19 protein-coding genes are annotated in these 24,999 nt (G+C 41.3%); 10 read left to right on the top strand and 9 right to left on the bottom strand.

Annotated elements, in window-relative coordinates; genetic code table 11:
* Window positions 1-136: 136 nt before the first annotated feature.
* Window positions 137-2,872 carry a DNA polymerase I gene (polA, locus tag FW757_RS09855; RefSeq protein ID WP_182717677.1) on the bottom strand — a complete coding sequence of 912 codons (2,736 nt, stop codon included), beginning with the start codon at window positions 2,870-2,872 and terminating at the stop codon, window positions 137-139.
* A 567-nt stretch (window positions 2,873-3,439) separates the two neighbouring features.
* Here polA and elbB point away from each other — a divergent pair.
* From elbB to FW757_RS09840, 3 genes are all read left to right on the top strand, one after another.
* Window positions 3,440-4,090, top strand: a complete 651-nt coding sequence (gene elbB, locus FW757_RS09850; protein ID WP_149982603.1) for an isoprenoid biosynthesis glyoxalase ElbB — start codon at window positions 3,440-3,442, stop codon at window positions 4,088-4,090.
* A gap of 192 nt (window positions 4,091-4,282) precedes the next feature.
* Entirely contained in the window at window positions 4,283-4,675 is a 393-nt protein-coding gene (locus FW757_RS09845) for a c-type cytochrome (RefSeq protein WP_149982602.1), read from the top strand.
* A 188-nt stretch (window positions 4,676-4,863) separates the two neighbouring features.
* Window positions 4,864-7,443 (top strand): diguanylate cyclase domain-containing protein, encoded by a 2,580-nt coding sequence (locus tag FW757_RS09840; protein ID WP_446441182.1) that lies wholly within the window; start codon window positions 4,864-4,866, stop codon window positions 7,441-7,443.
* A gap of 47 nt (window positions 7,444-7,490) precedes the next feature.
* Here FW757_RS09840 and rep read toward each other — a convergent pair whose 3' ends face one another.
* The gene (rep, locus tag FW757_RS09835; RefSeq protein ID WP_145238754.1) at window positions 7,491-9,509 is read right to left on the bottom strand and encodes a DNA helicase Rep; all 2,019 of its coding nucleotides are present in this window, start codon (window positions 9,507-9,509) and stop codon (window positions 7,491-7,493) included.
* A 113-nt stretch (window positions 9,510-9,622) separates the two neighbouring features.
* Between rep and ubiK the strand changes: the two genes are divergently transcribed.
* The 4 genes from ubiK (at window position 9,623) to FW757_RS09815 (ending at window position 11,804) form a co-directional block, all read left to right on the top strand.
* On the top strand, window positions 9,623-9,895 hold the full coding sequence (gene ubiK / locus FW757_RS09830) for a ubiquinone biosynthesis accessory factor UbiK (RefSeq protein WP_145238407.1): 273 nt from the start codon (window positions 9,623-9,625) through the stop codon (window positions 9,893-9,895).
* 112 nt (window positions 9,896-10,007) lie between these two features.
* Window positions 10,008-10,214, top strand: a complete 207-nt coding sequence (locus tag FW757_RS09825) for a ParD-like family protein (protein WP_149982600.1) — start codon at window positions 10,008-10,010, stop codon at window positions 10,212-10,214.
* Complete coding sequence (gene map, locus FW757_RS09820; RefSeq protein WP_182740392.1) at window positions 10,207-10,992, top strand: type I methionyl aminopeptidase; 786 nt, start codon at window positions 10,207-10,209, stop codon at window positions 10,990-10,992. Before FW757_RS09825 ends, map begins: the two co-directional genes overlap by 8 nt.
* A 14-nt stretch (window positions 10,993-11,006) precedes the next feature.
* On the top strand, window positions 11,007-11,804 hold the full coding sequence (locus FW757_RS09815) for a helix-turn-helix domain-containing protein (protein WP_182740393.1): 798 nt from the start codon (window positions 11,007-11,009) through the stop codon (window positions 11,802-11,804).
* Between the two features lie 108 nt (window positions 11,805-11,912).
* Here FW757_RS09815 and can read toward each other — a convergent pair whose 3' ends face one another.
* From can to ilvG, 7 genes are all read right to left on the bottom strand, one after another.
* On the bottom strand, window positions 11,913-12,572 hold the full coding sequence (gene can, locus FW757_RS09810) for a carbonate dehydratase (protein WP_145238393.1): 660 nt from the start codon (window positions 12,570-12,572) through the stop codon (window positions 11,913-11,915).
* A complete protein-coding gene (locus FW757_RS09805; RefSeq protein WP_182717673.1) occupies window positions 12,572-13,765 on the bottom strand; it encodes a methyltransferase in 1,194 nt (397 codons plus the stop codon). Before FW757_RS09805 ends, can begins: the two co-directional genes overlap by 1 nt.
* A gap of 32 nt (window positions 13,766-13,797) precedes the next feature.
* Window positions 13,798-14,847, bottom strand: coding sequence for an ABC transporter substrate-binding protein (locus FW757_RS09800; protein ID WP_182740394.1), 1,050 nt, complete (start codon window positions 14,845-14,847; stop codon window positions 13,798-13,800).
* A gap of 156 nt (window positions 14,848-15,003) precedes the next feature.
* On the bottom strand, window positions 15,004-16,554 hold the full coding sequence (gene ilvA, locus FW757_RS09795) for a threonine ammonia-lyase, biosynthetic (RefSeq protein ID WP_149982595.1): 1,551 nt from the start codon (window positions 16,552-16,554) through the stop codon (window positions 15,004-15,006).
* Between the two features lie 2 nt (window positions 16,555-16,556).
* A complete protein-coding gene (gene ilvD / locus FW757_RS09790; RefSeq protein WP_446441181.1) occupies window positions 16,557-18,413 on the bottom strand; it encodes a dihydroxy-acid dehydratase in 1,857 nt (618 codons plus the stop codon).
* A gap of 115 nt (window positions 18,414-18,528) precedes the next feature.
* Window positions 18,529-18,771, bottom strand: a complete 243-nt coding sequence (ilvM, locus tag FW757_RS09785) for an acetolactate synthase 2 small subunit (protein ID WP_145238377.1) — start codon at window positions 18,769-18,771, stop codon at window positions 18,529-18,531.
* Window positions 18,768-20,417: an acetolactate synthase 2 catalytic subunit gene (ilvG, locus tag FW757_RS09780; RefSeq protein WP_446441180.1), complete on the bottom strand. Its 1,650-nt coding sequence runs from the start codon at window positions 20,415-20,417 to the stop codon at window positions 18,768-18,770. The genes ilvM and ilvG overlap by 4 nt, the downstream gene beginning before the upstream one ends.
* Window positions 20,418-20,984: 567 nt before the next feature.
* Here ilvG and FW757_RS09775 point away from each other — a divergent pair.
* Genes FW757_RS09775 through FW757_RS09765 form a run of 3 tightly spaced genes read left to right on the top strand, consistent with a single transcriptional unit; the run spans window position 20,985 to window position 24,974 of the window.
* The gene (locus tag FW757_RS09775) at window positions 20,985-22,652 is read left to right on the top strand and encodes a phosphoethanolamine transferase (RefSeq protein ID WP_182760682.1); all 1,668 of its coding nucleotides are present in this window, start codon (window positions 20,985-20,987) and stop codon (window positions 22,650-22,652) included.
* The gene (locus tag FW757_RS09770; protein WP_446441179.1) at window positions 22,645-23,019 is read left to right on the top strand and encodes a diacylglycerol kinase; all 375 of its coding nucleotides are present in this window, start codon (window positions 22,645-22,647) and stop codon (window positions 23,017-23,019) included. Before FW757_RS09775 ends, FW757_RS09770 begins: the two co-directional genes overlap by 8 nt.
* Window positions 23,010-24,974: an LTA synthase family protein gene (locus FW757_RS09765; protein WP_446441178.1), complete on the top strand. Its 1,965-nt coding sequence runs from the start codon at window positions 23,010-23,012 to the stop codon at window positions 24,972-24,974. The genes FW757_RS09770 and FW757_RS09765 overlap by 10 nt, the downstream gene beginning before the upstream one ends.
* Window positions 24,975-24,999: the final 25 nt, after the last annotated feature.

Raw genomic sequence — 24,999 nt, 5'->3', positions numbered from 1 at the left:
GAGTGACCTACTATAGCGTTAAGAAAGTAGCCGAATGGCCACCTTTTAAAAAAAACTGACTACCCTATTCACAGACATAAAAAAGCGCGGCTTCACTCAATGCAGCCGCGCTTATATGATTTAAAAAGCTCAGTGATTAATGGGCTTGTTGCCAATTATCTCCGCTATCAGCTTCAACCACTAATGGCACATCTAATTTCGCAGCATCAGACATTAACCGGCAAATTTCTGCGGTGTATTGCTCAACACACTCAGTTTTGATTTCAAATACCAATTCATCGTGTACTTGCATCAGTAATTTAACCGTATTCGGTGCTTGTTCATACACCCATTTGTTGACTGTTAGCATGGCTTTTTTGATGATATCAGCAGCGGTGCCTTGCATTGGTGCATTAATCGCAGCACGTTCGGCTCCTTTACGGCGCGCGCCATTACGGGCGTTGATCTCTGGTAAATGTAAGCGACGACCAAAAATAGTTTCAACATAGCCATTTTCAGCAGCTTTCTCACGGGTTGATTCCATGTACTCAAGCACACCAGGGAAACGTTCAAAATACTTATCAATGTAATGTTGCGCTTCATGGCGCGGAACATCAAGTTGACGTGCCAAACCAAATGCCGACATCCCATAAATTAAACCAAAGTTAACCGCTTTAGCTTTACGGCGCATATCCGTGGTTACATCTTCTAACTCAACACCAAACACTTCCGCAGCAGTTGCACTGTGTACATCAAGACCATTGGCAAACGCATTTAACAAGCCTTTATCTTGCGATAAGTGCGCCATGATACGTAGTTCGATTTGGCTGTAATCGGCAGCCACTATTTTATAGCCATCTGCAGCAATAAAAGCCTCACGAATACGGCGTCCTTCTTCTGAACGAATAGGAATATTTTGCAGATTAGGATCGCTTGAACTTAATCGGCCAGTTGCCGTTACCGCTTGATGATAAGAAGTATGCACACGCTTCGTTTGCTCATTCACTATCAGTGGTAATTTATCAGTGTAGGTTGATTTAAGCTTAGATAAACCTCGGTGCTCAATAATAACTTTAGGCAGCGGGTAATCGTGAGCCAACTCTTGTAGTACTTCTTCAGCTGTAGAAGGTGCGCCTTTTGGCGTTTTTTTAATAACTGGCAGTTCAAGTTTTTCAAACAACAATACTTGTAATTGCTTTGGTGAGCTTAAGTTAAATGGTTCACCAGCAATCTCATGCGCTTCTTTTTCCAGCTCAATTAAACGCTCACCCAAACGCTGGCTGTGCGCGGCAAGCATTTTGCTATCAATCGCAACACCGGTACGCTCAATATCTGAAATAACGCTGACAAGCGGCATCTCTATATCTTCAAATACCGATTTAAGCTTTTCATCGGCTGCAAGTTTCGGCCATAATACTTGGTGTAAACGAAGCGTAATATCCGCATCTTCTGCGGCATAAGGTGCCGCTTTATCAAGTTCGATTTGATTAAATGTCAGCTGCTTTTTACCTTTACCAGCAATGTCTTCAAAACTGATATTTTTATGGCCTAAATATTTTAGCGCCAACGAGTCCATATCATGGCGAGTACCAACACTATTAAATACGTAAGATTCAAGCATAGTATCGAATTTAATACCCTTTAGCTCAAAACCGGCATTAGCCAATACACTCTTATCATATTTTAAATTTTGACCAACTTTTGCTTTGTTTTCATCAGCTAAAATTGGCCCGATCTTCGCCATCACCGTCTCTAAACTTAACTGTTCGGGCGCGCCAGGATAATCATGGGCAACCGGTAAATACACGGCTTCGCCAGCTTTAACAGCAAAACTCATCCCGACAAGTTTAGCTTGCATGTAATCAAGGCTGGTTGTTTCAGTATCAAAGGCAAATAGTTCAGCGGCATTTAATTGCTCGACTAAAGTATCTAATTGCTCTGTTGTCAGGATTGTTTCATAGTGAGCATCAGCCACTTGCGGTAATTCATTCGCTTCACTGGGGACAGCCAAGTGAGTGTCTGCATCTTTTGGATTATCTAATAACTCAGCTAACCAGCGACGGAACTCACACTCGCCATACAAGGCAATCAGTTCATCGCGATTTGGCTCTTGCAATTTAAAGGTATCTAAGTCTGATTCAACTTCAACATCGCATTTAATGGTAGCCAGTTCATAACTTAGCGGTAAATGATCGACTGCGGCGGCAAGCTTTTCGCCGATCTTACCTTTGATCTCATCAGCATGATCAAGCACACCTTGTAATGATCCGTATTTTTGTAACCACTTAACCGCCGTTTTAGGGCCGCATCCATCGACACCTGGGATGTTATCTACTTTATCGCCCATCAAAGCTAAGTAATCGATGATCAGTTCAGGACCAACGCCAAATTTTTCAACCACAGTGTCTGGATCAGAAATACTGTCGGTCATGGTATTGATCAAAGTGACATGCTCATTCACTAACTGAGCCATGTCTTTATCACCGGTTGAGATCAATACATGGCGCTGCTGCTCTGAAGCAATACGGGCAAATGTACCAATCACGTCATCCGCTTCAACACCCTCAATACTAATAAGCGGAAAACCCATCGCCCTAATAATATCGTGCAGTGGCGCTATTTGCGTGCGCAAATCATCGGGCATTGGCGGGCGGTTGGCTTTGTACTCACTGTACATATCATTACGGAAAGTTTTACCTTTAGCATCAAAAACCACCACCATATGGCTTGGATCATACTGTTTGATCAGGCTTTTCATCATGTTAACAACGCCATAAATAGCGCCTGTTGCTTCACCTTTTGAGTTAGTTAAATGCGGTGGTGAATGATATGCACGGAATAAGTAGGAAGAGCCATCGACTAAAATAAGTGGATTTTCAGGGATCTGAGCCATGATGTAATTGGATCCTAAATGAGAGAAAACGAAATATCTGTAAGCATGCCATAAGGGCACGCATAAAACGACTGTGAATTAAGCTTTGTTTAAACCGTTAAATAAGAGTAAGTTGTGGATAACTATGTAGATAACACCCACAAGCTATTCCTCCAAAGTAATTTAAAACTACTTAGAAACAAGTTAAGTGTATGTTTTGTTTTAAAAAGATAATACGAGGTTCTTTTTTTATTATTTTTATCACAATGTGGAAAAACATTTTATTGCTTTGCTTGATTGTGGCTTTTTACAACTAAAAAACGGTTAATTCATTCCTTATAAATAACCGGACGAGCATTCTATCACAATGGATCAAAGATCATAGCGATCCTTTATAATTTTTTCCTATTAGCCAACTTAAAAAAAAGCATATAGCGCGTTTTTGCTCTGCCTCGAGTGGATTGATCAAATAAAAATAATCTTTAACTCATCATTATTGATGATCACAAAATGATCTTAATAAGGCCATAACAGTCAGCAAAAGTCATGCTAAACTGACTTTATGAATAATAAATAAGGGCATAGTATATGAAAAAAATAGCTGTAATTTTAGCAGGTTGTGGAGTTTATGACGGTGCAGAAATCAACGAAGCCGTATTAACGTTATTACATATTGCCAAAGCCGGAGCAAGCTACCAGTGTTTTGCCCCTGATATTGAGCAATTGCACACGATCAATCACCTGAATGGGGAACAAATGACCCCTAACCGGAACGTATTAGTCGAAGCGGCACGCATTGCCCGTGGCGATATCAAAGCGTTAACACTGTTAGATGCTAATGACTTTGATGCTTTGATTGTGCCTGGTGGATTTGGCGCGGCTAAAAACCTGTGTGATTTTGCGATCAATGGTGCGCAAGCACAATTAAACCCTGAAATGCTCCGTGCTGCTAAAGCATTTGCGAATGCCAAAAAACCAGCAGGATATATGTGCATTGCTCCAGCAATGATCCCATTGATCTACAGTGCTGGCGTAAAAACCACTATTGGTAATGATGTTGATACTGCCAACGCACTACAAAGTTTAGGCGCTCAACACATTAATTGTGCAGTAGATGATATTGTAATTGATGAGCAACATAAACTCGTAAGCACTCCAGCTTACATGTTAGCGCAATCAATTTTAGATGCTGATGCAGGTATTGAAAAACTAGTCGCTGCGCTTTTGAAAATGAGCTAATTAGGTGCTAAAAAAACCGCAAATCAGTCATTCTAAAGTAGCTGCTTTGTTGCGCTGGCGCAAAAAAATAGTGTTTTTTCATAAGAAAAATACATCGTAGCGTTTTATAAATTGCGGCTTAGCGTTATAATCGTTCTAAATTCCGTCATCTATCGTGATTGATCACGTTCAAATCGAAGTGAGCAAGGCAAAATGAAAAAACTATCAGCAGCATTATTATTGCTAGCAACCACCGCATACGCACAGCCATATGATAACTCTATGACTGAAGATGCGATCAAAAAACGTATCGCGCCTATAGGTGCCGTTTACTTTGAAGGCGATAAAGCAGCAGTTGCTGAAGTGCCAACAGGTCCTCGTACCGGTGAACAAGTTTACCAAGGTGCGTGCTTTGCATGTCATGGTACTGGCGCACTTGGTGCACCAAAATCAGCAGATGACTGGGCTCCACGCTTAGCGAAAGGCGCTGACACGCTTCTAAGTCATGCAATTAATGGTTTTAATGCAATGCCACCACGCGGTACATGCATGGATTGCTCAGATGATGAAATAAGCGCAGCTATTGATTTTATGAGCAAAAAATAATACTTAATTCTGTACTGTTTTTTTATTAAGGCTGATTTTTATCAGCCTTTTTCATTATAAAAATAAATATCCCCACACCTTTATCACTACTTATTATTATCATTTTCTAATACTATTGGCCGCTTGACGATTAACCAAAAAAGTGAAAATATAAGTCCAATAAATATACAATAATAAAAATCGGTTTAATGTCACTGGAAGATATAACAGCTTTACTACATAAGCTGGAGCATAAAAATAATCGTTTAAAAGCTCTAGTCCAAAAGTATAAGCAATCCCACCACTTACAAAATGCCCTGATCCAATTATCAGAGCAAGCTAGTTCTGTTGCCGAATTAACGCTACTTTACCCTGCTATTCATGATATTTTGCAAGATTATATGCCAAGTAAAAGTTTTTACGTGGTGCTGTTAAATCAATTTAGTAACACCCTTGAACTCTCTTACTTTGCTGATGAAAAAGATGGTATCTCTGTGCCACTTAATCAAGATAATAATTTTATCCAAGGTGTCACTGGGTATGTTTTTAAACAAGGTAAAACCACCTACTTCCAAGGTGATGAAATGCAGGCTGCTGCCAACAAGGGGTTATTTAAATTACTTGGCACACCAGCAGAACATTGGGTAGGCGTGCCGGTATACCGAGAACAAAGCATTATTGGGGTGCTTGTCGCACAAAGTTACGATAAACAACAAAACTACTCTGAGCAACAAATCGAGCTATTAGAAGTAATGTCGCTCTACTTATCAACGGCTATCGAGCGGGTAAAAAAACGCGAACTATTAGAGTCTGAAGTAAAAATAAGAACTCGCGCATTAACGCAAAGTAATGAAGCACTTAACCTCGAAGTAGAACAACATAAAAAAACCCTCGCACGGCAACATATTCTGTTTAAAATTTCAGAGCTAGCGACGCAAACAAAGCATATTGATGAAGTATATCAACAAGTACATGAAATAATAAAATCAATAACTTACGCTGAGAATTTATACATTGCATTGTATGATCGCGAAACGGGTTGGTTAAACTTTCCGTACTGTGTGGATGAATATAGAGATAACACTCAACCGCGCCCTTTCGCCAAAGGTTATAGCGAATTAGTGTTACGTACCGAACAAACTCAACTCATTGATTGTACCCGAGCACAAAAACTGCTCAAATCCGGTGAAGTAGAAAGACCAGGGCAAGTCTCTGACTCAAACTCAGCAACTAGCTGGTTAGGTGCGCCATTAAAAACAGCGCAAGGTGTGATTGGCTTAATAACTTGCCAAGCCTACAATCATAAGCATATTTTTAATCAAGACGACTTTGAATTAATTACCTTTGTATCGCATCAAATAGCGACTGTATTACAAGCACATTTAGCTGCTCAAGCCTTAAAACAAAGCCATCAACAATTAGAGTTTCGAGTTGCTGAAAAAACCAAAGAGATCCTCCAAACCAATATGCATTTACAAATGCAAATTGAAGAGCGCAAAAAAATAGAGCAACAGCTTTATCATGATGCCCACCACGATCCACTTACTGGCTTGCCTAATCGCAGTCTGTTTTTAACCCAATTAGAAAAAACTCTACAGCATTATCAACGTTACCCTGAACAACAGTTTGCTGTGCTGTTTATTGATTTAGACAAGTTTAAGGATATTAACGATCAACTTGGTCATCAAGCCGGTGATCAGTTTTTAATTAGCGTCAGTGAGTCTTTTTCACAATGTATTCGGGAGCACGATTTACTTGCGCGCTTAGGTGGCGATGAGTTTGTAATTTTATTAACGCACTTAACCGATCGCCAACAAGCCGAAGATGTTGCTAAGCGATTAATTGAACTGATGAAAAAACCATTTTGTATGAAAGGTATTTGTGTACAAAGTGGTGCCAGTGTCGGTATTACCTACTCAAAAACAAACTACAAGCACACGGATGAAATTATTCGTGATGCTGATGCTGCCATGTATTATGCAAAAAATGCTGGTCGCAGCCGGTTTGAGTTTTACCATCCACTGCTTAGTGCCGGCACAAGCCCATATGAGTTGGAAACCAGTCATCACTTAGACTCTTTACCAATGCATTTTCGCTGCTCTGAAATTATTACACTTGATGAACAGCATCAATCAGAATCATTGCTTGAGGCATTTGGCGAACACCCAGTACTTGGCAGCACCAGTTTTGAAATATTAAAGAAGTTTGCCGCTGATAAAGCACAACAGCTGGAAGTGGAATTACAGTTATTAACCAAGGCGTGCCAGCAGATCAAAACGGCACAACTGCAAATGGTGTTATTCCCTTGCTCGGGTTTATTACTGGAGAAAAATGAATTTCAGGCGTTATGCTTAACAATGCAAAAGCACAGCATAACAAAACAAATTTGTTTATTATTTAACGAACAAGAGATCCGTTACGCTTCAGCGGTGCAAATTAGTAATTTAAAAATGCTAAGTGAACAAGGCTATTCGATTGGCTTAAATGATTTTGCTAAAGATCGCTGCGAACTTAATTTACTTTGCGATCTTAATTTCGATTATTTATTACTTAGCTCTACCTTTAGTAAGCGAGTGTTACAACAACAAAGCTTTGATTTACAACTACAAGGTGTACTAGCAATAACTAAGATAAAACAAATAAAAGTAATCGCGAAAGGCCCTTCAATATTAAATTATAGAGCCTTACTCGACACTCATGGTTTATCGCTATTTATTGGTAGGCAGCATGCAATTAGTTCCACAGCAACACTCCCAGCTGACTCTTCGAACGAGCAAATTTTAAATTAACGATATGCGTCGCGGATAACCAGTTTATTATCCGCAGTTTAGATGAACTACTCAGGCTTTTTCAGCATGGCACGTAAATTAGCGACTCTGGCTTGGCCCTTTTCCATTCGTTCGGCTTGCGTATTTGGCGCTTTTTTATTTTCAAATGCTAAATCATCTTGCGGTAGCTCTTGTATAAAGCGGCTCAACTCGGTTTGTGATGTTTCGCCAAATTGACGACGAATTTTTGCATAGGTCATGGTCAGCTCTTGCTGAGCACGAGTGATCCCCACATAGGCTAAGCGACGCTCTTCATCAACGTTTTCTTCATCAATACTTACTTGATGCGGTAATAAGCCCTCTTCCATGCCGACCATAAATACGTAAGGATACTCCAAGCCTTTAGAGGCATGTAACGTGAGTAATTGCACCGCATCGGCTTCATCTTCTTCTTCGTTACGTTCTAACATGTCACGCAACGTTAACTTACTCACCACTTCAGCAAGCGTCAACGGCGGATTATCCGCATCACCTGTGAGCATATCTGTGATCCAACGGTACAACTCAGAAACATTCTTCATGCGCATTTCTGCGGCTTTCGCACTCGGTGATGACTCGTATAAATAAGCTTCGTAATTTATTTGTCTGACTAAATCTTTTACCGCTTCAAGGGTATCACCACGTACCGCATTATCTGACAGCTCAACTACCCAACGTGCAAATCCGGCCAACGAGTTTAAACCACGACCTTTTAAGCGATAACCTAAGTCGTTATCAAAACAGGTGGCAAATAAACTGGCATGTTTTTCATTGGCTAAGGTACCCAACTTTTCCAGCGTAACTGTGCCTATTTCACGGCGCGGAGTATTCACAATACGTAGAAACGCATTATCGTCATCTTGATTCACCAATAAGCGCAAGTACGCCATTATATCTTTGATCTCAGAGCGTGAGAAAAACGACATTCCGCCACTGATCTTGTAAGGTATTCGGTTACTCATTAACGACTTTTCAAAGCCACGCGCTTGGTGATTACCACGGTATAAAATAGCGTAATCTTTATAACTGGTGCGCTTCATAAATTTATGCGAGATGATCTCGGCGACGACCCGCTCTGATTCATGCTCTTCATCACGACAGCCAATCACTTTGATCGGCTCGCCATTTTCTAACTCACTAAACAGTTTTTTATCAAATTCATGAGGGTTATTGGCAATCAAGATATTAGCAGCTTTTAAAATACGCTTCACACTGCGATAGTTTTGCTCAAGCTTAATGAGTCGTAAACCTGGAAAGTCTTTGCTTAATAACACTAAGTTTTGTGGTCGTGCACCGCGCCATGAATAGATTGATTGGTCGTCATCGCCTACCACGGTAAAACGCGCACGCTCACCCACAAGCAACTTAACTAATTGATATTGACTGGTATTGGTATCTTGATATTCATCCACCAGCAGGTAACGGAAACGTTGTTGCCAACGCTCACGCGAGGTTGCATTATTGATCAGTAATAAGGTGGGGATCATGATCAAGTCATCAAAATCCAAAGCATTATAGGCGCGTAACTGGGTTTGATAACGCGCATACAATTGCGCAAATAGCGCTTTTTGTGGCTCTCGCGCTTCGCGAATCGCTTGCTCTGGTAAAATAAGCTCGTTCTTCCAGCTGCCTATTTGCATTTTTAATAGATTGAGTAAATCTTTGTCTTTTTTTAGCTCTTCTTCAGTTAAGTCAGCAATTAATTGCCCAGTATCTTGATCATCAAATAATGAAAAGCCAGGTTTAAAACCCAGCGTTGTTAGTTCTTTTTTAATGATCTCAAGGCCTAAGGTATGAAAGGTAGATACCCACAAGCCTTTTGACTCTTTTTTACCTAACGTTTGAAAAACTCGCTCGCGCATCTCTTTCGCCGCTTTATTAGTAAAGGTCACCGCGGCAATATTACGTGCTTGATACTCACATTTTTGTACTAAGTAAGCGATTTTATTAGTAATTACACGAGTTTTTCCTGATCCCGCCCCCGCCAGCACTAGGCATGGACCACTAATATATTTTACCGCTTCATCTTGTTTAGGATTGAGTTTCATATCGACCAAAGAGATTGCATTAAAGACGGGCAATTTTAACGTAATCACTACAATACGCCTAGCCAATAAGGTAACATTAGCCATTATCATTTACGCGACAGTAAGGGACAGACATGATCAACCCAGCAAAACTTGAAGAAATTGCCAAACAGATTTCCAGTAACATGCCGCAAGGCGTTAAAAACCTTGCCGATACGTTTGAAGCGAAAACCAAACAAGCTATTCAAAATAAGCTTGCTGAGATGGACTTTGTCAGCCGTGAAGAATTTGATGTACAAAGCCAAGTACTAATTCGCACCCGCGAAAAGCTCGTTGCATTAGAAGCGAAAGTTGCACTACTTGAGCAACAACTCAGTAGCAATAAGCAAAGCGAGCAACCAGAATAATACCGTTTTAGTTATTACTTCAGGCAGCTTCGGCTGCTTGATTTGTTTTACGCCTTGCATACAGATCAACATCTATATACGATACGTATACGTTTTATATATAGGCACTGTTATGGGTATCGTAAAAATCAGCGACCAACTGCACGAAGAGATCCGCAAAGCCAGTACCACTATGGTACGTTCTATAAACTCTCAATCTGAATACTGGATAAAGATAGGCATGCTAGCTGAGCTTAATCCAACCATGACCTACGCCGAAATAATCAAACAGCAACTTGCACAAGCCGATGTAACAGCAGGAGAATCTTTGCATGAGTGAAATAATTATTAAAACTCCCGCACAAATAGAGCTAATGCGTGAGTCTGGTCGCCTACTGGCAAAGGTATTTGCCTATTTAGATAAACAGGTCAAAATCGGCATCACCACCATGGAGATCAATGATTTAGTAGAGCGCTATATTGTTGATGAGCTTGCTGCGCGTCCTGCCAGCAAAGGCCAGTACGATTATCCTTATGTGTTAAACAGCTCAGTAAATGAAGTAGTCTGTCATGGTTTTCCAGACCCTAAACGCGCGTTAAAATCAGGCGATATCGTCAATTTAGATATTACCCTTGAGAAAAATGGCTTTATTGCCGATTCAAGTAAAATGTATATGCTTGGTGAAGTGTCACCGCTGGCCAAGCGCTTAGTCGAAAAAACTTATCAAGCAATGTGGCAAGGCATCAAGCTCGTAAAACCGGGAGTGAGGTTAGGCGATATTGGCAACGCTATCGCTAATTTTGCCCATACTAATGGCTATAGCGTTGTACGTGAATACTGCGGACATGGTATTGGTGAGAAAATGCACGAAGAGCCGCAAGTTTTACATTATGGTAAACGCAATACCGGCATTGAACTTAAAGAAGGCATGACCTTTACCATTGAGCCGATGATCAACCAAGGGGCGGCAAAAGTAAAAACTAAACCGGATGGCTGGACTGTGGTTACTCGTGATAAAAAGCTTTCTGCGCAGTGGGAGCACACCATAGTCGTCACCGCTGACGGCTATGAAGTACTGACTTTACGCGAAGAAGAAATCGCTATTGCGACGGTATAAGTCAGGTTAACACCATGGCCATTTTATTAGTAAATGATCCATTGCCCCATTTGAGCTTTCAAAAATTCGCACCCGATCAACGCTTAGCTGATTGGGTGCAGTGTTATTGGAAAATAGGTTCAACCACTACACAAACAACACAGTTATTTACAGAAAAGCTCTACCCTGATGCTGGCGCAAGCCTAACAATTGATTTTAGCAACGCGACACCCGTTATTACCTTCGCATTTAATCGTCAAACGCAGGCAATAACTTTCAGCAATCAGGATTATTTAGTTAGTATTCGTTTTGCGCCTACTGGTGCTTATCACTTATTAGGTATAACGCTACACGAATTAGCTGAAGGAAATTATCTACTCGGGGAAGATTTTACCCCAAGCTGGTATCACAGTTTAATAGCATGTGTTGAACAAATGCAAAGCAGTCCACTAACCAGCCAACTGTATTTACTCGAGCAGTGGTTACTCAGCCAAGCAATTAGCAATCAACTCGTAACAAGCAATACAATTAAAGTGATCAAGCAGCTTATTCAACTCAATAATTCCACCAGCTGTGTAGGCAAGCAACTTGGCTTGACACGTCGTACTCTTGAGCGTCGCTTGAAAAAAGAAGCCGGGGTTAGTCCAGCTCAATTACAGCAATTTTACCGACTAAAAGCCGCACGCACGCTTCTAGCTGACAGCCAAACACCGATAACAGATATAGCCTTGCAATGTGGCTATTATGATCATGCTCACTTTTGTCATGCCTTTCATAATTTTACTTTTGAAACACCACGGCAATATCGCAAGCGAAAAACACCGAAAGTATAGAGGGTGTTTTCATCACACAAAAAACACATCGACTTAGCCTTTAAACTAAGATTACAATTACTGAAGTTAGCCCGCGCCCAGATAAGACGCAGTGCTTAGGTTACGTGCTTATTCTACTACGTAACGTTCAAACACTTTAAGCCCAGCACTTTTATAGTTAACATCAACTTCATCGGCACAAGTAACTACTGACTCTAAGTCGTGTAAGTGACCGTTTGCTAGACCATAAACCCAACCATGAATAGTTAACTCCTGACCACGCTGCCATGCTTCTTGGACGATATTAGTACGGCATACATTGCGTACTTGCTCAATCACATTCAATTCAATCAAGCTATTGAGACGATCTTTTTCTGCGAGTGCATTGATCTTTGAGGTGTATTTTTCTTTTACATCACCGACGTGACGAAGCCAGTTATCAATTAAACCAAACTTAGCATCTTTGAGTACTGCCTGAACACCACCACAGCCATAGTGACCAACAACCATGATATGTTTAACTTTTAACACTTCAACGGCGTACTGCATCACTGATAAGCAGTTATGATCGGTATGCACCACCACATTCGCCACATTACGATGAACAAATAGCTCACCAGGCATTAGATCAACGATTTCATTAGCCGGTACGCGAGAGTCCGAACAACCAATCCACAGGTATTCTGGGTTTTGCTGCATGGATAGAATTTTAAAAAATTCTGGATCATCTTTACACGTTCGTTCAGCCCAGCGTTTATTGTTTTCAAATAAGTTTTTTAATTTTCTCATTACATCTCTTTTCTGTCTTTGACGGTAGCTTGGATCAAGATATTACGTGGCGTTAATTGTTTTTCGCAAAACGTCTGCACACTGACTTGATAACCTTGTTGTTGCAAATATAAAGCACGATCGAGCACAAGCCAAACCTCAATTGCTCTTCTAAACACATGACGGACCAGTTCGATACGTTCAGTGACTTTTTTGCGCATTTCGCCTTTTTTTAAAAAGGATTCATAATCAATACCTTGCGGTATATCTAGCGCCTTTTTCTCCGCGGCCCATGCACAAAAAGCTTTAAATGAATCTGAAAAAATAGCTTTGTTAACTGAGGGCACACTGACGTAGTTTTGTTCGCTGGTGAGACTTTTGCGTAAAGCATCAAAACCCAATCGCCATTGCACTTCAGTTTTACGAACTTTATCTACCCGAGAAGGCGCTGTCACCGTCTCTTGTAATGCTAATTTTAAATCACGATGCGTTAACTGCAGTTGACTACGCTTACCGGCATCGCTCATAGCTTGATAATCATTCGGGGTGAATAAGTGATAGCAACACGGCGATAGACTGATTTTTTGCGTTTGCGCGCTAGCCGCGTTACTCATAAACGTCTGATGTAACGCTCCGCAAGCATGCAGCGCTACGGCATGTTGTGCTTGTTGAAAATACTCAGTTACATCATCTTTAAGTACATCTGCTTGGCTAAAGTGCATGGCTAACCCTTGTTGCAGAGCACTTTGCTGACCTTGTTCACATAAATGTTGTTGCAGTTCGATGCTGTGCACACTCGGCGCACGGTTAAATGCCAGCATACGTCCTAAATGGCCTTTCCCTGCACACCATTCTAATACAGGTAATTGTGATTCTTGGCCAAGCGCACAGACAAAATCTTGCAGCTGTGCAAACTTGCGCCCTTTAATACCATTGCTGATCCAAAACGGATATTCGCAACGCGTAGTGGAGGCTTGAGGTAAGTCACACAATGTAGCTAAGTTATTGACTACGGGAATATACGGGCTAAAAAATTGATACAAGGCATCTTGATTGCTATCGAGTTCAGCAACTTGTTGATCGCTCAACAGCGTTAATGGTTGTTCTAATTCAGGCCATGGCAGCTGATCAAAATCGAATGCAGTGCATTGCCAATAGTGGCGAGTACTATGTAATAAGTTATCTAGGGCTGTAAACTGCTCAGCAAGGCTCATGTGATTTTAGCGATGGTCATTTCATTTATGCATTATACGCTTTTTCTGAACATCAAGCGTAAATAAAGTGGTATCGATAACAAACTAATTATAATTGCTGTAATAAGCATCCACGACATTTTAATTTTTTCAGGTTCAACATACTGGTAAATAAAGCCATCTTGCGCCTGATTAAAGGCATCTTGCTCAATCCCGTATAGATCAGCAATCAACCGCCACTTCGCTATCGACATAGATCCTAAATTAGTGCCAGGTGGTAAAATATAATCACTCAATACTTCAGCTTCATAGGCAAGCTGAGAAAAGCTTTTATCAGGTGCGTATTGGTGTTGAGTTAATGCAATTGTTTCATCCATATGCATCATTGCATAGCGCCAGCCCTTTAAGCTGGCCTGATAAAATGCTTCAACTGTTTGCGGATGTTGTTCGAGCATATTTTCTGTGGTGTAAAGAATATCGCTATAAACATTAATTCCATACTTCTGCGGGCAAATAAGTCTATAGTCGATGCCTTGCTCACGCATTATATACGGCTCATTAGTCACGTACACTTGCATCGCATCAATACTCCCAGCTAACCAATCCGTAATGCTGTTACCACTTTCATAAGAAGGTAAATTATTTGTTTGGATACCACTGCGTTCGAGCATTACCAATAATTCGGCATTTTCTTTGCGGCTGATACTGCTAAGACGCTTATTGACAAAATCCCGAGGATGAAAAATATCGGAGCTTTTTTTTACCATCCAACAATAAGGAGAAAATTGTAAAATAGCAGCCATTGCCACCAAGGGTTTACCTGCGATCCGTTGCTGTAAAATACCTGAGTGCCCGACCCCGAAGTGAGCTTGGCCAGCCAACACTTTACTAAAGGTATCTGGGTTCTCAGGATCTGCCGGTAAAATAGTGACGTTTAGCCCTGCCGCTTTGTAAAAGCCTTGTTGCTGAGCCATATAGTAACCAGAAAATTGAAATTGATGCGTCCACTTTAGTTGTAAAGTCACATCCGCTGCCGCAACACTTTGCCCGCTGAGTATAAGCAAAGTAGCATAAAGCTGAAATTTCAGTCCTTTTAATGACAAATCGTAATCTAATTAGTTGGCTAATATTGCTATAACTATAAACCCAAGACATTGAGTTTGCAAAGAGACAAAAAAGCACCTCAATTGAGGTGCTTGCTTATACTAAAACCACTTCAAGCTACAGAATTCGTATCTTCTGGTGGTTTGGGTATATATTTAATTATTAACCGCTTGCACCCTATCGATGGGACGTTGAGTAGTTAAAAATTGGGTAAAACACGGATTCAGTGTTTCATCTTGCACACTGTAACCTAAGCGATTTAAATGCTCGTTAAATACCTCATACTGACTAGGCTCAATCGCAAACCCTGCTAATACATTACCCATCGAACCACCATGATTACGATAATGAAACAAAGTAATATTCCAATTGCTACCTAAGGTATCTAAAAAGCGCGCTAGTGCGCCTGGATATTCAGGAAACTCAAAGCGTAATAACCGCTCATGCATCTGCTCAGGTGCTTTACCACCAACCATATAACGAACATGTAATTTAGCCAGTTCGTTATCTGATAAATCACAAAATTGATAGCCATTGGTGGTTAAATCAGCTGTCAGTTCATCTAACTCTTGCTGACCTTGGCGCAGTGCAACACCAACAAATATTTGCGCTTCACCAGGGCCTGCGTAACGGTAGTTAAATTCAGTAATTGCGCGACCACCTAATGAGGCGCAAAACTGTTTAAAGCTGCCTTTTTCTTCATTGATGGTTACTGCTAACAACGCTTCGTTTTTCTCTCCCAGCGCAGTACGCTCAGCCACATAACGTAAGCGGTCAAAGTTTAAGTTTGCGCCAGATAACACAGCTGCTAAATGCAGCCCTTTTTGGCCTGTTTGCTGACACCATTTTTTCAGCCCAGCCGTTGCCAGCGCACCTGATGGCTCAGCAATCGCACGGGTTGAAACAAAAATATCTTGCATCGCCGCACATATTTCATCACCGGTTACAGTGACTACTTCATCACAAAACTTTTGCGCCAAACGAAAGGTTTCGGTACCAATAATTTTTACCGCAACACCATCGGCAAAACTGCCAACCCGTTCAAGCTCGACGGGTTTGCCTGCTGCAAGTGCCGCTTGTAAACAGGCACTTTCATCAGCTTCCACACCGATTACTTTTATATCTGGGCGCAATGACTTTATATACACGGCCATACCAGCAAGTAAGCCACCACCACCAACTGGAATAAATACCGCATCAAGTTGATTAAGCTGCTGCATTAATTCACGTGCAACCGTGCCTTGCCCTACAATTACATCAGGATCATCAAATGGAGGAACAAATATGCCGTCGCGCTGCTCAGTAAGTTCTAGTGCATAAGCTTTGGCAGCATCAAAATGATGGCCATGTAAAACCACTTCGCCACCAAGCGCACGTACCGCATTGACTTTGATTTCAGGGGTCGTCACTGGCATTACAATCGTTGCTTGATGCCCTAAGTGTGACGCACTGAGCGCCACCCCTTGAGCATGATTTCCAGCTGAGGCAGTGATCACCACTGAACCGGCTGGCAGTTTAGCCAGTTTGTTGTATGCACCACGCAGTTTAAACGAATAAACTGGCTGCTGATCTTCGCGCTTTAGCCATACTTGATTACCAAGACGAGCACTGAGTTCAGCCATTTCGCTAACCTCAGTAACTTTTGCCAGTGGTTCCATATTAGCCTGGATAATAGCGCGAAAATAATCGAGCTCTTGAGAAACCATAATTAACTAAGCTCCTCCAGTTTGGCTAAATCACGCACCGCGCCTTTATCAGCACTGGTTGCAAGTAGCGCATACGCTTTTAGCGCAGATGATACATAACGTTCACGATCGAGTGGTTTGTAAGCTTGTTTACCACGAGCAAGTTGCTTTTGCTTACGCGCTTCAAGTTCTTCATCTGTTAACGCTAACGTGATTTCGCGGGTAGCGATATCGATAATAATTTTATCGCCGTTTTCAACATAAGCAATGGCACCACCACTGGCCGCTTCTGGTGAAACGTGGCCAATTGATAAACCTGACGTACCGCCCGAGAAGCGACCATCGGTTATAAGTGCGCACTGCTCAGCCAAACCTTTTGATTTTAAGTAACTGGTTGGATAAAGCATTTCCTGCATGCCAGGTCCGCCTTTCGGTCCTTCGTAGCGAATAACGACTACGTCACCGGCTTTTACTTCGTCATTTAAAATGCCTCCAACTGAATCATCTTGTGATTCATACACCACGGCGGTGCCTTCAAAGTGTAGCATTTCATCAACCACACCCGCGCTTTTCACAATACAACCATCAACAGCTAAATTACCCGATAGTACGGCTAAGCCACCATCTTGACGAAACGCATGTTCAACGCTACGGATACAACCATGTTCACGGTCATTATCGCCTTCATCCCAACGACATTCTTGGCTCATTGCTTTGGTGGTGCGAATACCTGCAGGTCCCGCTCGATAAAACTTTTGTGCGGCTTCGTTGTTTGGATCAGTGGCATCCCATTTTTTAACTAGCTCTGCCATAGTCATACCAGCAACATGGTTTACCGACAGATCCACTAAGCCCGCTTTGCCAAGCTCGCGAATTATTGCCATCATGCCACCTGCACGATGCACATCTTCAATATGGTATTGCGCGGTTGCAGGCGCGACTTTACATAAGAAAGGTGTTTTACGAGATAACGCATCAATGTGCGACATATCAAAATCAACACCGGCTTCTTGCGCGGCGGCAAGTAAATGCAATACGGTATTTGACGAGCCACCCATAGCAATATCAACCACCATGGCATTCATAAACGCGGTTTTATTAGCGATAGCACGCGGCAAGACTTCTTTATTATCTTTTTGGTAATACTCACGGCATAAATCAACAATTCGTGCACCGGCTTCAACATACAGTTGTTTACGATCTTTATGAGTCGCAAGTGTAGTGCCGTTACCAGGTAGTGCGAGGCCAATTGCTTCTAATAAACAGTTCATTGAGTTGGCGGTAAACATGCCCGAACACGAGCCACAGGTAGGACATGCTGAGCGCTCTACTTGCTCTGAGTCAGCATCACTTACTGATTCATCAGCACCTTTTACCATGGCATCAACTAAATCTAGTTTGATATCAATATTGGCAAGCTTAGTTTTACCGGCTTCCATTGGGCCACCAGACACAAAGATTACTGGAATGTCTAAACGAAGTGCCGCCAGCATCATTCCTGGGGTGATTTTGTCGCAGTTAGAAATACAGATCATTGCATCGGCGCAGTGACCATTTACCATGTATTCAACTGAGTCAGCAATTAAGTCGCGCGATGGTAATGAATACAACATACCGCCGTGGCCCATGGCAATACCATCATCAATGGCGATAGTATTAAATTCTTTTGGCACACCACCCGCTTGAGTAATGGTTTCTGCCATAAGCTCACTGAGTTGGTTAAGGTGCACATGACCCGGTACAAATTGCGTGAATGAGTTTACAACCGCAATAATCGGTTTGCCAAAATCGCTATCTGTCATTCCTGTTGCACGCCATAATGCACGAGCACCTGCGCGCTTTCGACCTTCAGTTGTTGTTGCACTTCTTAATTTAGCCATAGTTACCTCAGTGTTTGCAGTTACTTATAATATGTAACTGACATCCTCATTCTTAAATTTTTATTGCTAAGGGGAAAAGACCCAATAGCCCTGTTGATTTAGTTTTTACAGCAAACTACATTGCTTGCTGTTGTAAATTTTCTAGTGTTACTTGCTTAACGTCCACCAGCTTATTGAGCTGCGTGGTTAATAAGTGAATTGGCTTATCACTGTCGACCGTCATAGCCACATGGTAATGACCATCATCCATATTCAATTGAAAATGGGTTAAATCAAAACCACGATGACGAACTACACGCAAAAAGCGCTCAACGGCGATACTTTGATTTTTTAAAGCGACTGTTAAACTGTGTTTCATTTTCCACTCTCCGTCATCATTTCGTCATTCGCGGCACCCGGCGGTACTAGCGGCCAAACATTTTCTTTATCGTCAATACAGGCATGTACTATATAAGGACCTTTACTATTTACTAATGCTGTAATTGCATCATCAACTTGGTTAGCGTGGGTGATCGTTTGCCCAGCAATACCAAATACGGCAGCCAATTGCACAAAATCAGGGTTATCTGATAAATCAGTTTCAGAATAACGCCCTTCAAAAAATAACTCTTGCCATTGACGAACCATACCTAAACGTTGGTTATCCAAAATTAATATTTTTACCGGTAAATTGTTACGACGAATAGTGGCTAACTCTTGAATGTTCATCATGATTGAACCATCACCAGAAACAGTGATCACAAAATCATTTGGTCGAGCGACTTGCGCACCAATGGCCGCAGGTAAACCAAAGCCCATAGTGCCTGCGCCACCACTACTTAAATGGTTGCTTGGATGACTAAACTTCATATGTTGTGCCACCCACATTTGGTGCTGACCAACATCACAACACACAACGCCTGTACTTGGCATCCGCTGGCTTAGTTGGCTTAATAAATACGGGGCATATACTTTTTCGCCCGGATAGTCATAACGCCATGCATGTTCAATCATCATCTCTTTGGCATGATCACGCCATGCTTGTTCTGTTACAAAGCACTCTAATTGCGGCAATGAGGTTTTTAAATCAGCAACTAATGATGCTTTAACTGGTTTACGCTTACCAATTTCAGCAGCATCTATATCTAAATGGATCACTTTTGCTTTAGCCGCAAACTTGCCTAAATTGCCTGTTACACGGTCATCAAAGCGCGCACCGATACATACGAGTACATCACACTCTTGTACCGCTAAATTTGCAGCTTGGCCGCCATGCATACCTAACATACCTAAGTTATATTCGTAATCAGGTAATACACTGCCTAATGCTTTTAGCGTTGAAACCGCAGGCATTTGGGTTTTTTCTAAAAATTGCATTAGCTGCACTTGCGCATCAGCCGCCTGTACACCGCCGCCAACATAGGCAACAGGCCGTTTGGCTTCGCTTAATAGTTGGTTAGCAATAGCCACTTGCTTTAAATCTAACATCGGTAAGTAATCATCAGCCGCAAGCCAAGGATGAAAAGGCACTTGCGCCATTTGAATATCTTTTGGTATATCTACTAACACAGGGCCTTGACGACCTGATTGCGCTAAATGCATGGCTTCTTGCAGTATTTCGGCTAAATCTTCAGGACGTTCAACCATATAACTGTGCTTAGTGCAGGATAATGACATACCTAATACATCAATCTCTTGAAACGCATCAGAGCCAATGGCAGCAGTTGGTACTTGGCCTGTGATCGCAAGTAATGGTACTGAGTCCATCATCGCATCAGCAAGCGCGGTGATTAAGTTAGTAGCCCCAGGGCCTGAAGTCGCAAAACACACCCCAAGTTTACCCGTGCTACGAGCAAAACCAACAGCAGCAAAACCCGCACCTTGCTCATGACGAGTGAGATAATGTTTAACCGGCGCACCATACAGCGCATCGTAAATTGGCATGATTGCCCCACCAGGGTAACCAAATACTTCTTTTACGCCGTGTTTGGCTAATAAATCAATTGTTAACTCTGCGCCTGTCATTAAATAATCCTCATTCCTCAGTGACATATCTATACTTAACTATTGCTAAACCCTGAAACTAAAAAGCCCCCCGACTGGTTAAGTGCGGGGGGCTTTTATAATGCTTTACGTATTTTTAAAGCACTAAGTAGCCCCCGCGGTAATAATAATCACCACGACGTTAATAAGGACTAGGTTTAGTGCGTTTGTAAGCATGTAATAAATACCAAAATTTGTTAATTTACGAAGGAATTGCAACTCCCCCGCTGTCTTTTTATATTAGTACCGCGATGGGAGTGCTAAGTCAACCTTAAAATCAATCTAAAAAAACACTCACCAATCAATTTTAAAGGCATAAAAATCCAATATATAAGCCTAAATAGATTAATTTTCCTAATATATGAAGCTATTGATATTTCATACCTCGTTATAACCAATTACTGGTTTGATTAATTTTTGACGAAATCACAATAAATCATTCTTTTTTAAATCACCTCATTCAGGAAATGACTAGTTACCCTTAAGTGTTTCTTAAGTCTTGGACTCTACCATGCAGGTATTAAATTATTATTATTGAGTTCTCAATTTATGTTGGTAAGCCAATTTCTCAGCACAGGTTTTAAAAAGCGCTTCTACATTACCTGTAGCGCCAATACTTTTATCATCGCATTAGCATGTTATTACTGCTTAATCATCAATATCCCTTTTATGCATGGTGCATTTAACGCAATCACCACATTGCCCTCTTTTTCGTGGTTATTTTTACTCTCAGTGCCGTTACTGTTGCTGTGCTTATTAATTATTTTCTTTTCATTCTTATCTAGTCGCTGGCTACTCAAACCAATTAATTACATATTATTGTTAAGCTCGTGCGCCGTTCTTTACGGCACTTTAAATTATGGAGTGGTATTTGACTATTCTATGATTCAAAACACCTTTGAAACTGACGGTCATGAAGCGGCAAGCTATCTTAACTTGCAATTTATTATATTCTTTTGTTTGTTCGCCTTACTGCCGCTATTGGTTTTAATCAAAACCAAGGTTCGCTTTAGTCTGGTTAGCAAAGAGCTGGTGAGTCGTTGTAAACTGCTACTGGGCTGCTTTGCCTTAATCGCCGTAATTGTATTGAGTTTTTATGCCGACTATGCCGCTACCGGACGTAACAATCAATTATTAAAGAAAGAGTTAATTCCATTCCAATATTTAAGCAGTGGCTATAAATATATTCGCGATCAATGGCTGGTCTCTGACGAACCATTTCAAATTTTAGACCCAGCACCAGTACTAAGTGCATCACAACACACTCAAGTAACCGTTATCGTGGTAGGTGAAACAGCACGTGCTGAAAACTTTGCTTACCAAGGCTATACACGCGATACCAACCGTTTCACTCGACCTTTCAAAGTAACGTACCTGAACAATGTAGCATCCTGTGGAACCGCAACAGCGGTATCGGTCCCTTGTATGTTCTCACAACAAAACCAAGCTGAGTTCTCACGTAACGAAGCTGATAACCAGCAAAATATTCTCGACATTGCCCAAAGCGCTGGCGCTGATGTGTTGTGGGTTGATAATAACAGTGGCTGTAAAAATGTCTGTAATCGCGTTACCAACATTACCATCAAGGTAGATAACTCTGCACTTTGTGAACAACAGCATTGCTATGACGAAGCGTTACTAGCACCACTTAAACGTAAACTAGCTAATTTAAGCCAAGCTAATACGGTCATTGTATTGCATATGATGGGCTCTCATGGACCCACTTACTTTCAGCGCTACCCAGATCAATTTAAGCAATTCACACCAACCTGCGACCGCAGTGATATACAAAACTGTAGCACTGAGCAGTTAGTTAATACTTATGACAACACCATAGCGTATAGCGACTACGTAAATTCATTAATGTTAACCGAACTAAATAACTTACCTGACAATATTGATAAAACCTTTGTATATATTTCAGATCACGGTGAGTCGCTCGGCGAAAATGGCGCCTACTTACATGGCTTTCCGTATAGCTTTGCTCCTAGTGGCCAAACCCATGTCCCTATGTATATGTGGGCTGCCAAAGGCAACCAACGTATTACAGAAAGTTGCTTAAAGAGTGTTGATCAACAACAAGCTGCTTCTCACGACAATATATTCCATACATTAATCACTCTAATAGGCATCAAAAGTAAAGCCTATGAACAGTCTTTAGATTTAGTAAGTAACTGTAAAGCAATTAATAAAAAAGTGAAAAACAATAATGAATAATTCGAAAACGGTACTCAAACGCCAAGGACGACTACGCCTTTTATTTACCTTACGCCATACTTTCAATGGCTTAAAATGGATGACGCGATTTGAAGCTGCATTTCAGCAAGAACTCGCGCTATTTTTATTACTTGGAGTGTTTGCGTGGCTGGCGAATATTCCCACCAGCGATAAACTTATTTTAATTGCCAGCTTGCTGTTTGTACTATTCGCCGAGTTAGTCAATACCGCGATTGAAGTGGTGGTTGATCGTATTGGTACAGAACATCATGAACTCTCTGGGCTGGCTAAAGATATTGCCTCTGCCAGTGTATTTATAGCAATGATGATTAGCACACTGGTTTGGTGGGCTATTTTATGGGCATAACTGATAAATTTAGTCTTGCGCAACTACAAAATAGACTCGGTCCATATTGGGTATTGCTAACATTTTTTAGTTTATCGCTAACTATGTTAACCCTGGCTCGTTTTAGCTTAAGTGTATGGCAAGGTGAGCGAGTATTTAGCTCTCATGCTTGGCTAAATATTTTTGTTGGCGGCTTGCGCGTTGATACGGCTACCTTAAGTTATATTTTAATGCCGGCATTGTTGTTGATAATTATCAGCACATTAGTCTCTAAACAGCAGCTTATTCGTGGCATCATTAAATACTATTTATTGCTAATGACCGCGTTGCTGATCTTCTTTGAAGTGATCACTGCGACCTTTATTAGTGAATATGATTTGCGTCCAAACCGCTTATTTATTGAATACTTAATATACCCAAAAGAAGTCTCTCGCATGATTTTTGCGGGGTATAAAATAGAGGTATTCACCACTTTATTATTCTTGATCGTTGGGGTAAAACTGGCTACAAAAGTTTTTACCAGCCAATGGCGTAGCCACTGTCAGTTGCCAATCATAAAACACTCCTTATTGGTGATTAGCTTACTGTGCTTAACCGTTCTAGGTGCACGTAACTCACTAGGTCATCGACCGTTAAACCCTGCAATGGTGGCATTCTCAACTGATCATTTACTTAATGATCTTAGTCTTAACTCGTTGTATAGCTTAGCCTTTGCAATTAAACAACTCAGTAATGAAAAATCAAGCCAAGACTTTTATGGCTCCATGCCAGAAGAGGAATTATTAGCCTTAGTACGCGCGAGTATGCAAAATGAGCAAGCTGTTTTTAACGATGCCAGCGCACCAACCAAAACCTTTCATCAAGCGGCGTATCAAGGGAAGCCCAAAAACTTAGTTATCATTTTGCAAGAAAGTTTAGGAGCACGTTATGTGGGTACTTTAGGCGGCTTACCTTTAACCCCTAATATAGATAAACTTTCTCAGCGAGGTTGGGGGTTTGATAATCTATACGCCACGGGCACACGCTCAGTTCGTGGTATAGAAGCGGTTATTACTGGATTTACCCCGACCCCTTCTCGCGCAGTAGTAAAGCTTGATAAATCGCAACGTGATTTTTTTACCATTGCTGACTTTTTAAGCAAACAAGATTACCAAACCCAGTTTATTTACGGTGGTGAAAGCCACTTTGATAATATGCAAAGCTTCTTTTTGGGTAATGGTTTTCAACAGATTGTAGATAGTAATGACTTTGCCAATATTGATTTTAATGGCTCATGGGGGGCATCGGATGAAGACTTATACAACCAAGCAGATATAGAGCTCACCAAGTTACAGCAGCAAGGGCAGCCATTTTTTAGCTTAGTATTTTCCAGCTCTAACCATAGCCCGTATGAGTTCCCTGATAATAAAATTGCACTTTACGATAATGAAAAACAAACTCGCAATAATGCAGCAAAATATGCCGATTATGCGCTAGGCACCTTTATCGAAAAAGCAAAGCAATCAAGTTACTGGGACGATACCGTCTTTATAGTGATTGCTGATCATGACTCGCGCGTATCGGGAGCAAGTTTAGTACCGATTGATCACTTTCGTATTCCTGCGGTTATTTTTGGTAAAGGTATCAATGCCAAGCGTGATCATCAGTTGGCTAGCCAACTTGATATTCCGACGACATTATTATCATTGATTGGAGCCAGTGGTGAACATCCAATGATAGGTCGCGATCTTACGCAGCCAATCGCAGATAATAAACAACGCGCAATGATGCAATACGATAAAAACTTTGCCTACATAACCGGTAATAGTGGTCAAGGTAATAAGGTTGTAATTTTACAACCACAAAAACCAGCAACCACCTACATATACACACAAGACAAGTTAGTGCCCACCAGCAACGACCCACAATTGGTGAAAAAAGCACTGGCACATGCCAATTTAGGTAATTTAGCCTATCAAAAGAGTTGGTATCATTAATCTATAAGCCTTGCTAAAGTAGCAA

This window comes from Pseudoalteromonas sp. 1181_04, assembly GCF_052850545.1.
The sequence above is the reverse complement of the archived record's forward strand: the minus strand, read 5'-3'. Positions and strand labels throughout refer to the sequence as shown.

What these genes read in the sequence shown, in the direction of transcription:
- polA (WP_182717677.1), bottom strand. Translation starts at nt 2,872, where the DNA reads ATGGCTCAGATCCCTGAAAATCCACTTATTTTAGTCGATGGCTCTTCC.
- elbB (WP_149982603.1), top strand. Translation starts at nt 3,440, where the DNA reads ATGAAAAAAATAGCTGTAATTTTAGCAGGTTGTGGAGTTTATGACGGT.
- FW757_RS09845 (WP_149982602.1), top strand. Translation starts at nt 4,283, where the DNA reads ATGAAAAAACTATCAGCAGCATTATTATTGCTAGCAACCACCGCATAC.
- FW757_RS09840 (WP_446441182.1), top strand. Translation starts at nt 4,864, where the DNA reads ATGTCACTGGAAGATATAACAGCTTTACTACATAAGCTGGAGCATAAA.
- rep (WP_145238754.1), bottom strand. Translation starts at nt 9,509, where the DNA reads ATGAAACTCAATCCTAAACAAGATGAAGCGGTAAAATATATTAGTGGT.
- ubiK (WP_145238407.1), top strand. Translation starts at nt 9,623, where the DNA reads ATGATCAACCCAGCAAAACTTGAAGAAATTGCCAAACAGATTTCCAGT.
- FW757_RS09825 (WP_149982600.1), top strand. Translation starts at nt 10,008, where the DNA reads ATGGGTATCGTAAAAATCAGCGACCAACTGCACGAAGAGATCCGCAAA.
- map (WP_182740392.1), top strand. Translation starts at nt 10,207, where the DNA reads ATGAGTGAAATAATTATTAAAACTCCCGCACAAATAGAGCTAATGCGT.
- FW757_RS09815 (WP_182740393.1), top strand. Translation starts at nt 11,007, where the DNA reads ATGGCCATTTTATTAGTAAATGATCCATTGCCCCATTTGAGCTTTCAA.
- can (WP_145238393.1), bottom strand. Translation starts at nt 12,572, where the DNA reads ATGAGAAAATTAAAAAACTTATTTGAAAACAATAAACGCTGGGCTGAA.
- FW757_RS09805 (WP_182717673.1), bottom strand. Translation starts at nt 13,765, where the DNA reads ATGAGCCTTGCTGAGCAGTTTACAGCCCTAGATAACTTATTACATAGT.
- ilvA (WP_149982595.1), bottom strand. Translation starts at nt 16,554, where the DNA reads ATGGTTTCTCAAGAGCTCGATTATTTTCGCGCTATTATCCAGGCTAAT.
- ilvD (WP_446441181.1), bottom strand. Translation starts at nt 18,413, where the DNA reads ATGGCTAAATTAAGAAGTGCAACAACAACTGAAGGTCGAAAGCGCGCA.
- ilvM (WP_145238377.1), bottom strand. Translation starts at nt 18,771, where the DNA reads ATGAAACACAGTTTAACAGTCGCTTTAAAAAATCAAAGTATCGCCGTT.
- ilvG (WP_446441180.1), bottom strand. Translation starts at nt 20,417, where the DNA reads ATGACAGGCGCAGAGTTAACAATTGATTTATTAGCCAAACACGGCGTA.
- FW757_RS09775 (WP_182760682.1), top strand. Translation starts at nt 20,985, where the DNA reads ATGTTGGTAAGCCAATTTCTCAGCACAGGTTTTAAAAAGCGCTTCTAC.
- FW757_RS09770 (WP_446441179.1), top strand. Translation starts at nt 22,645, where the DNA reads ATGAATAATTCGAAAACGGTACTCAAACGCCAAGGACGACTACGCCTT.
- FW757_RS09765 (WP_446441178.1), top strand. Translation starts at nt 23,010, where the DNA reads ATGGGCATAACTGATAAATTTAGTCTTGCGCAACTACAAAATAGACTC.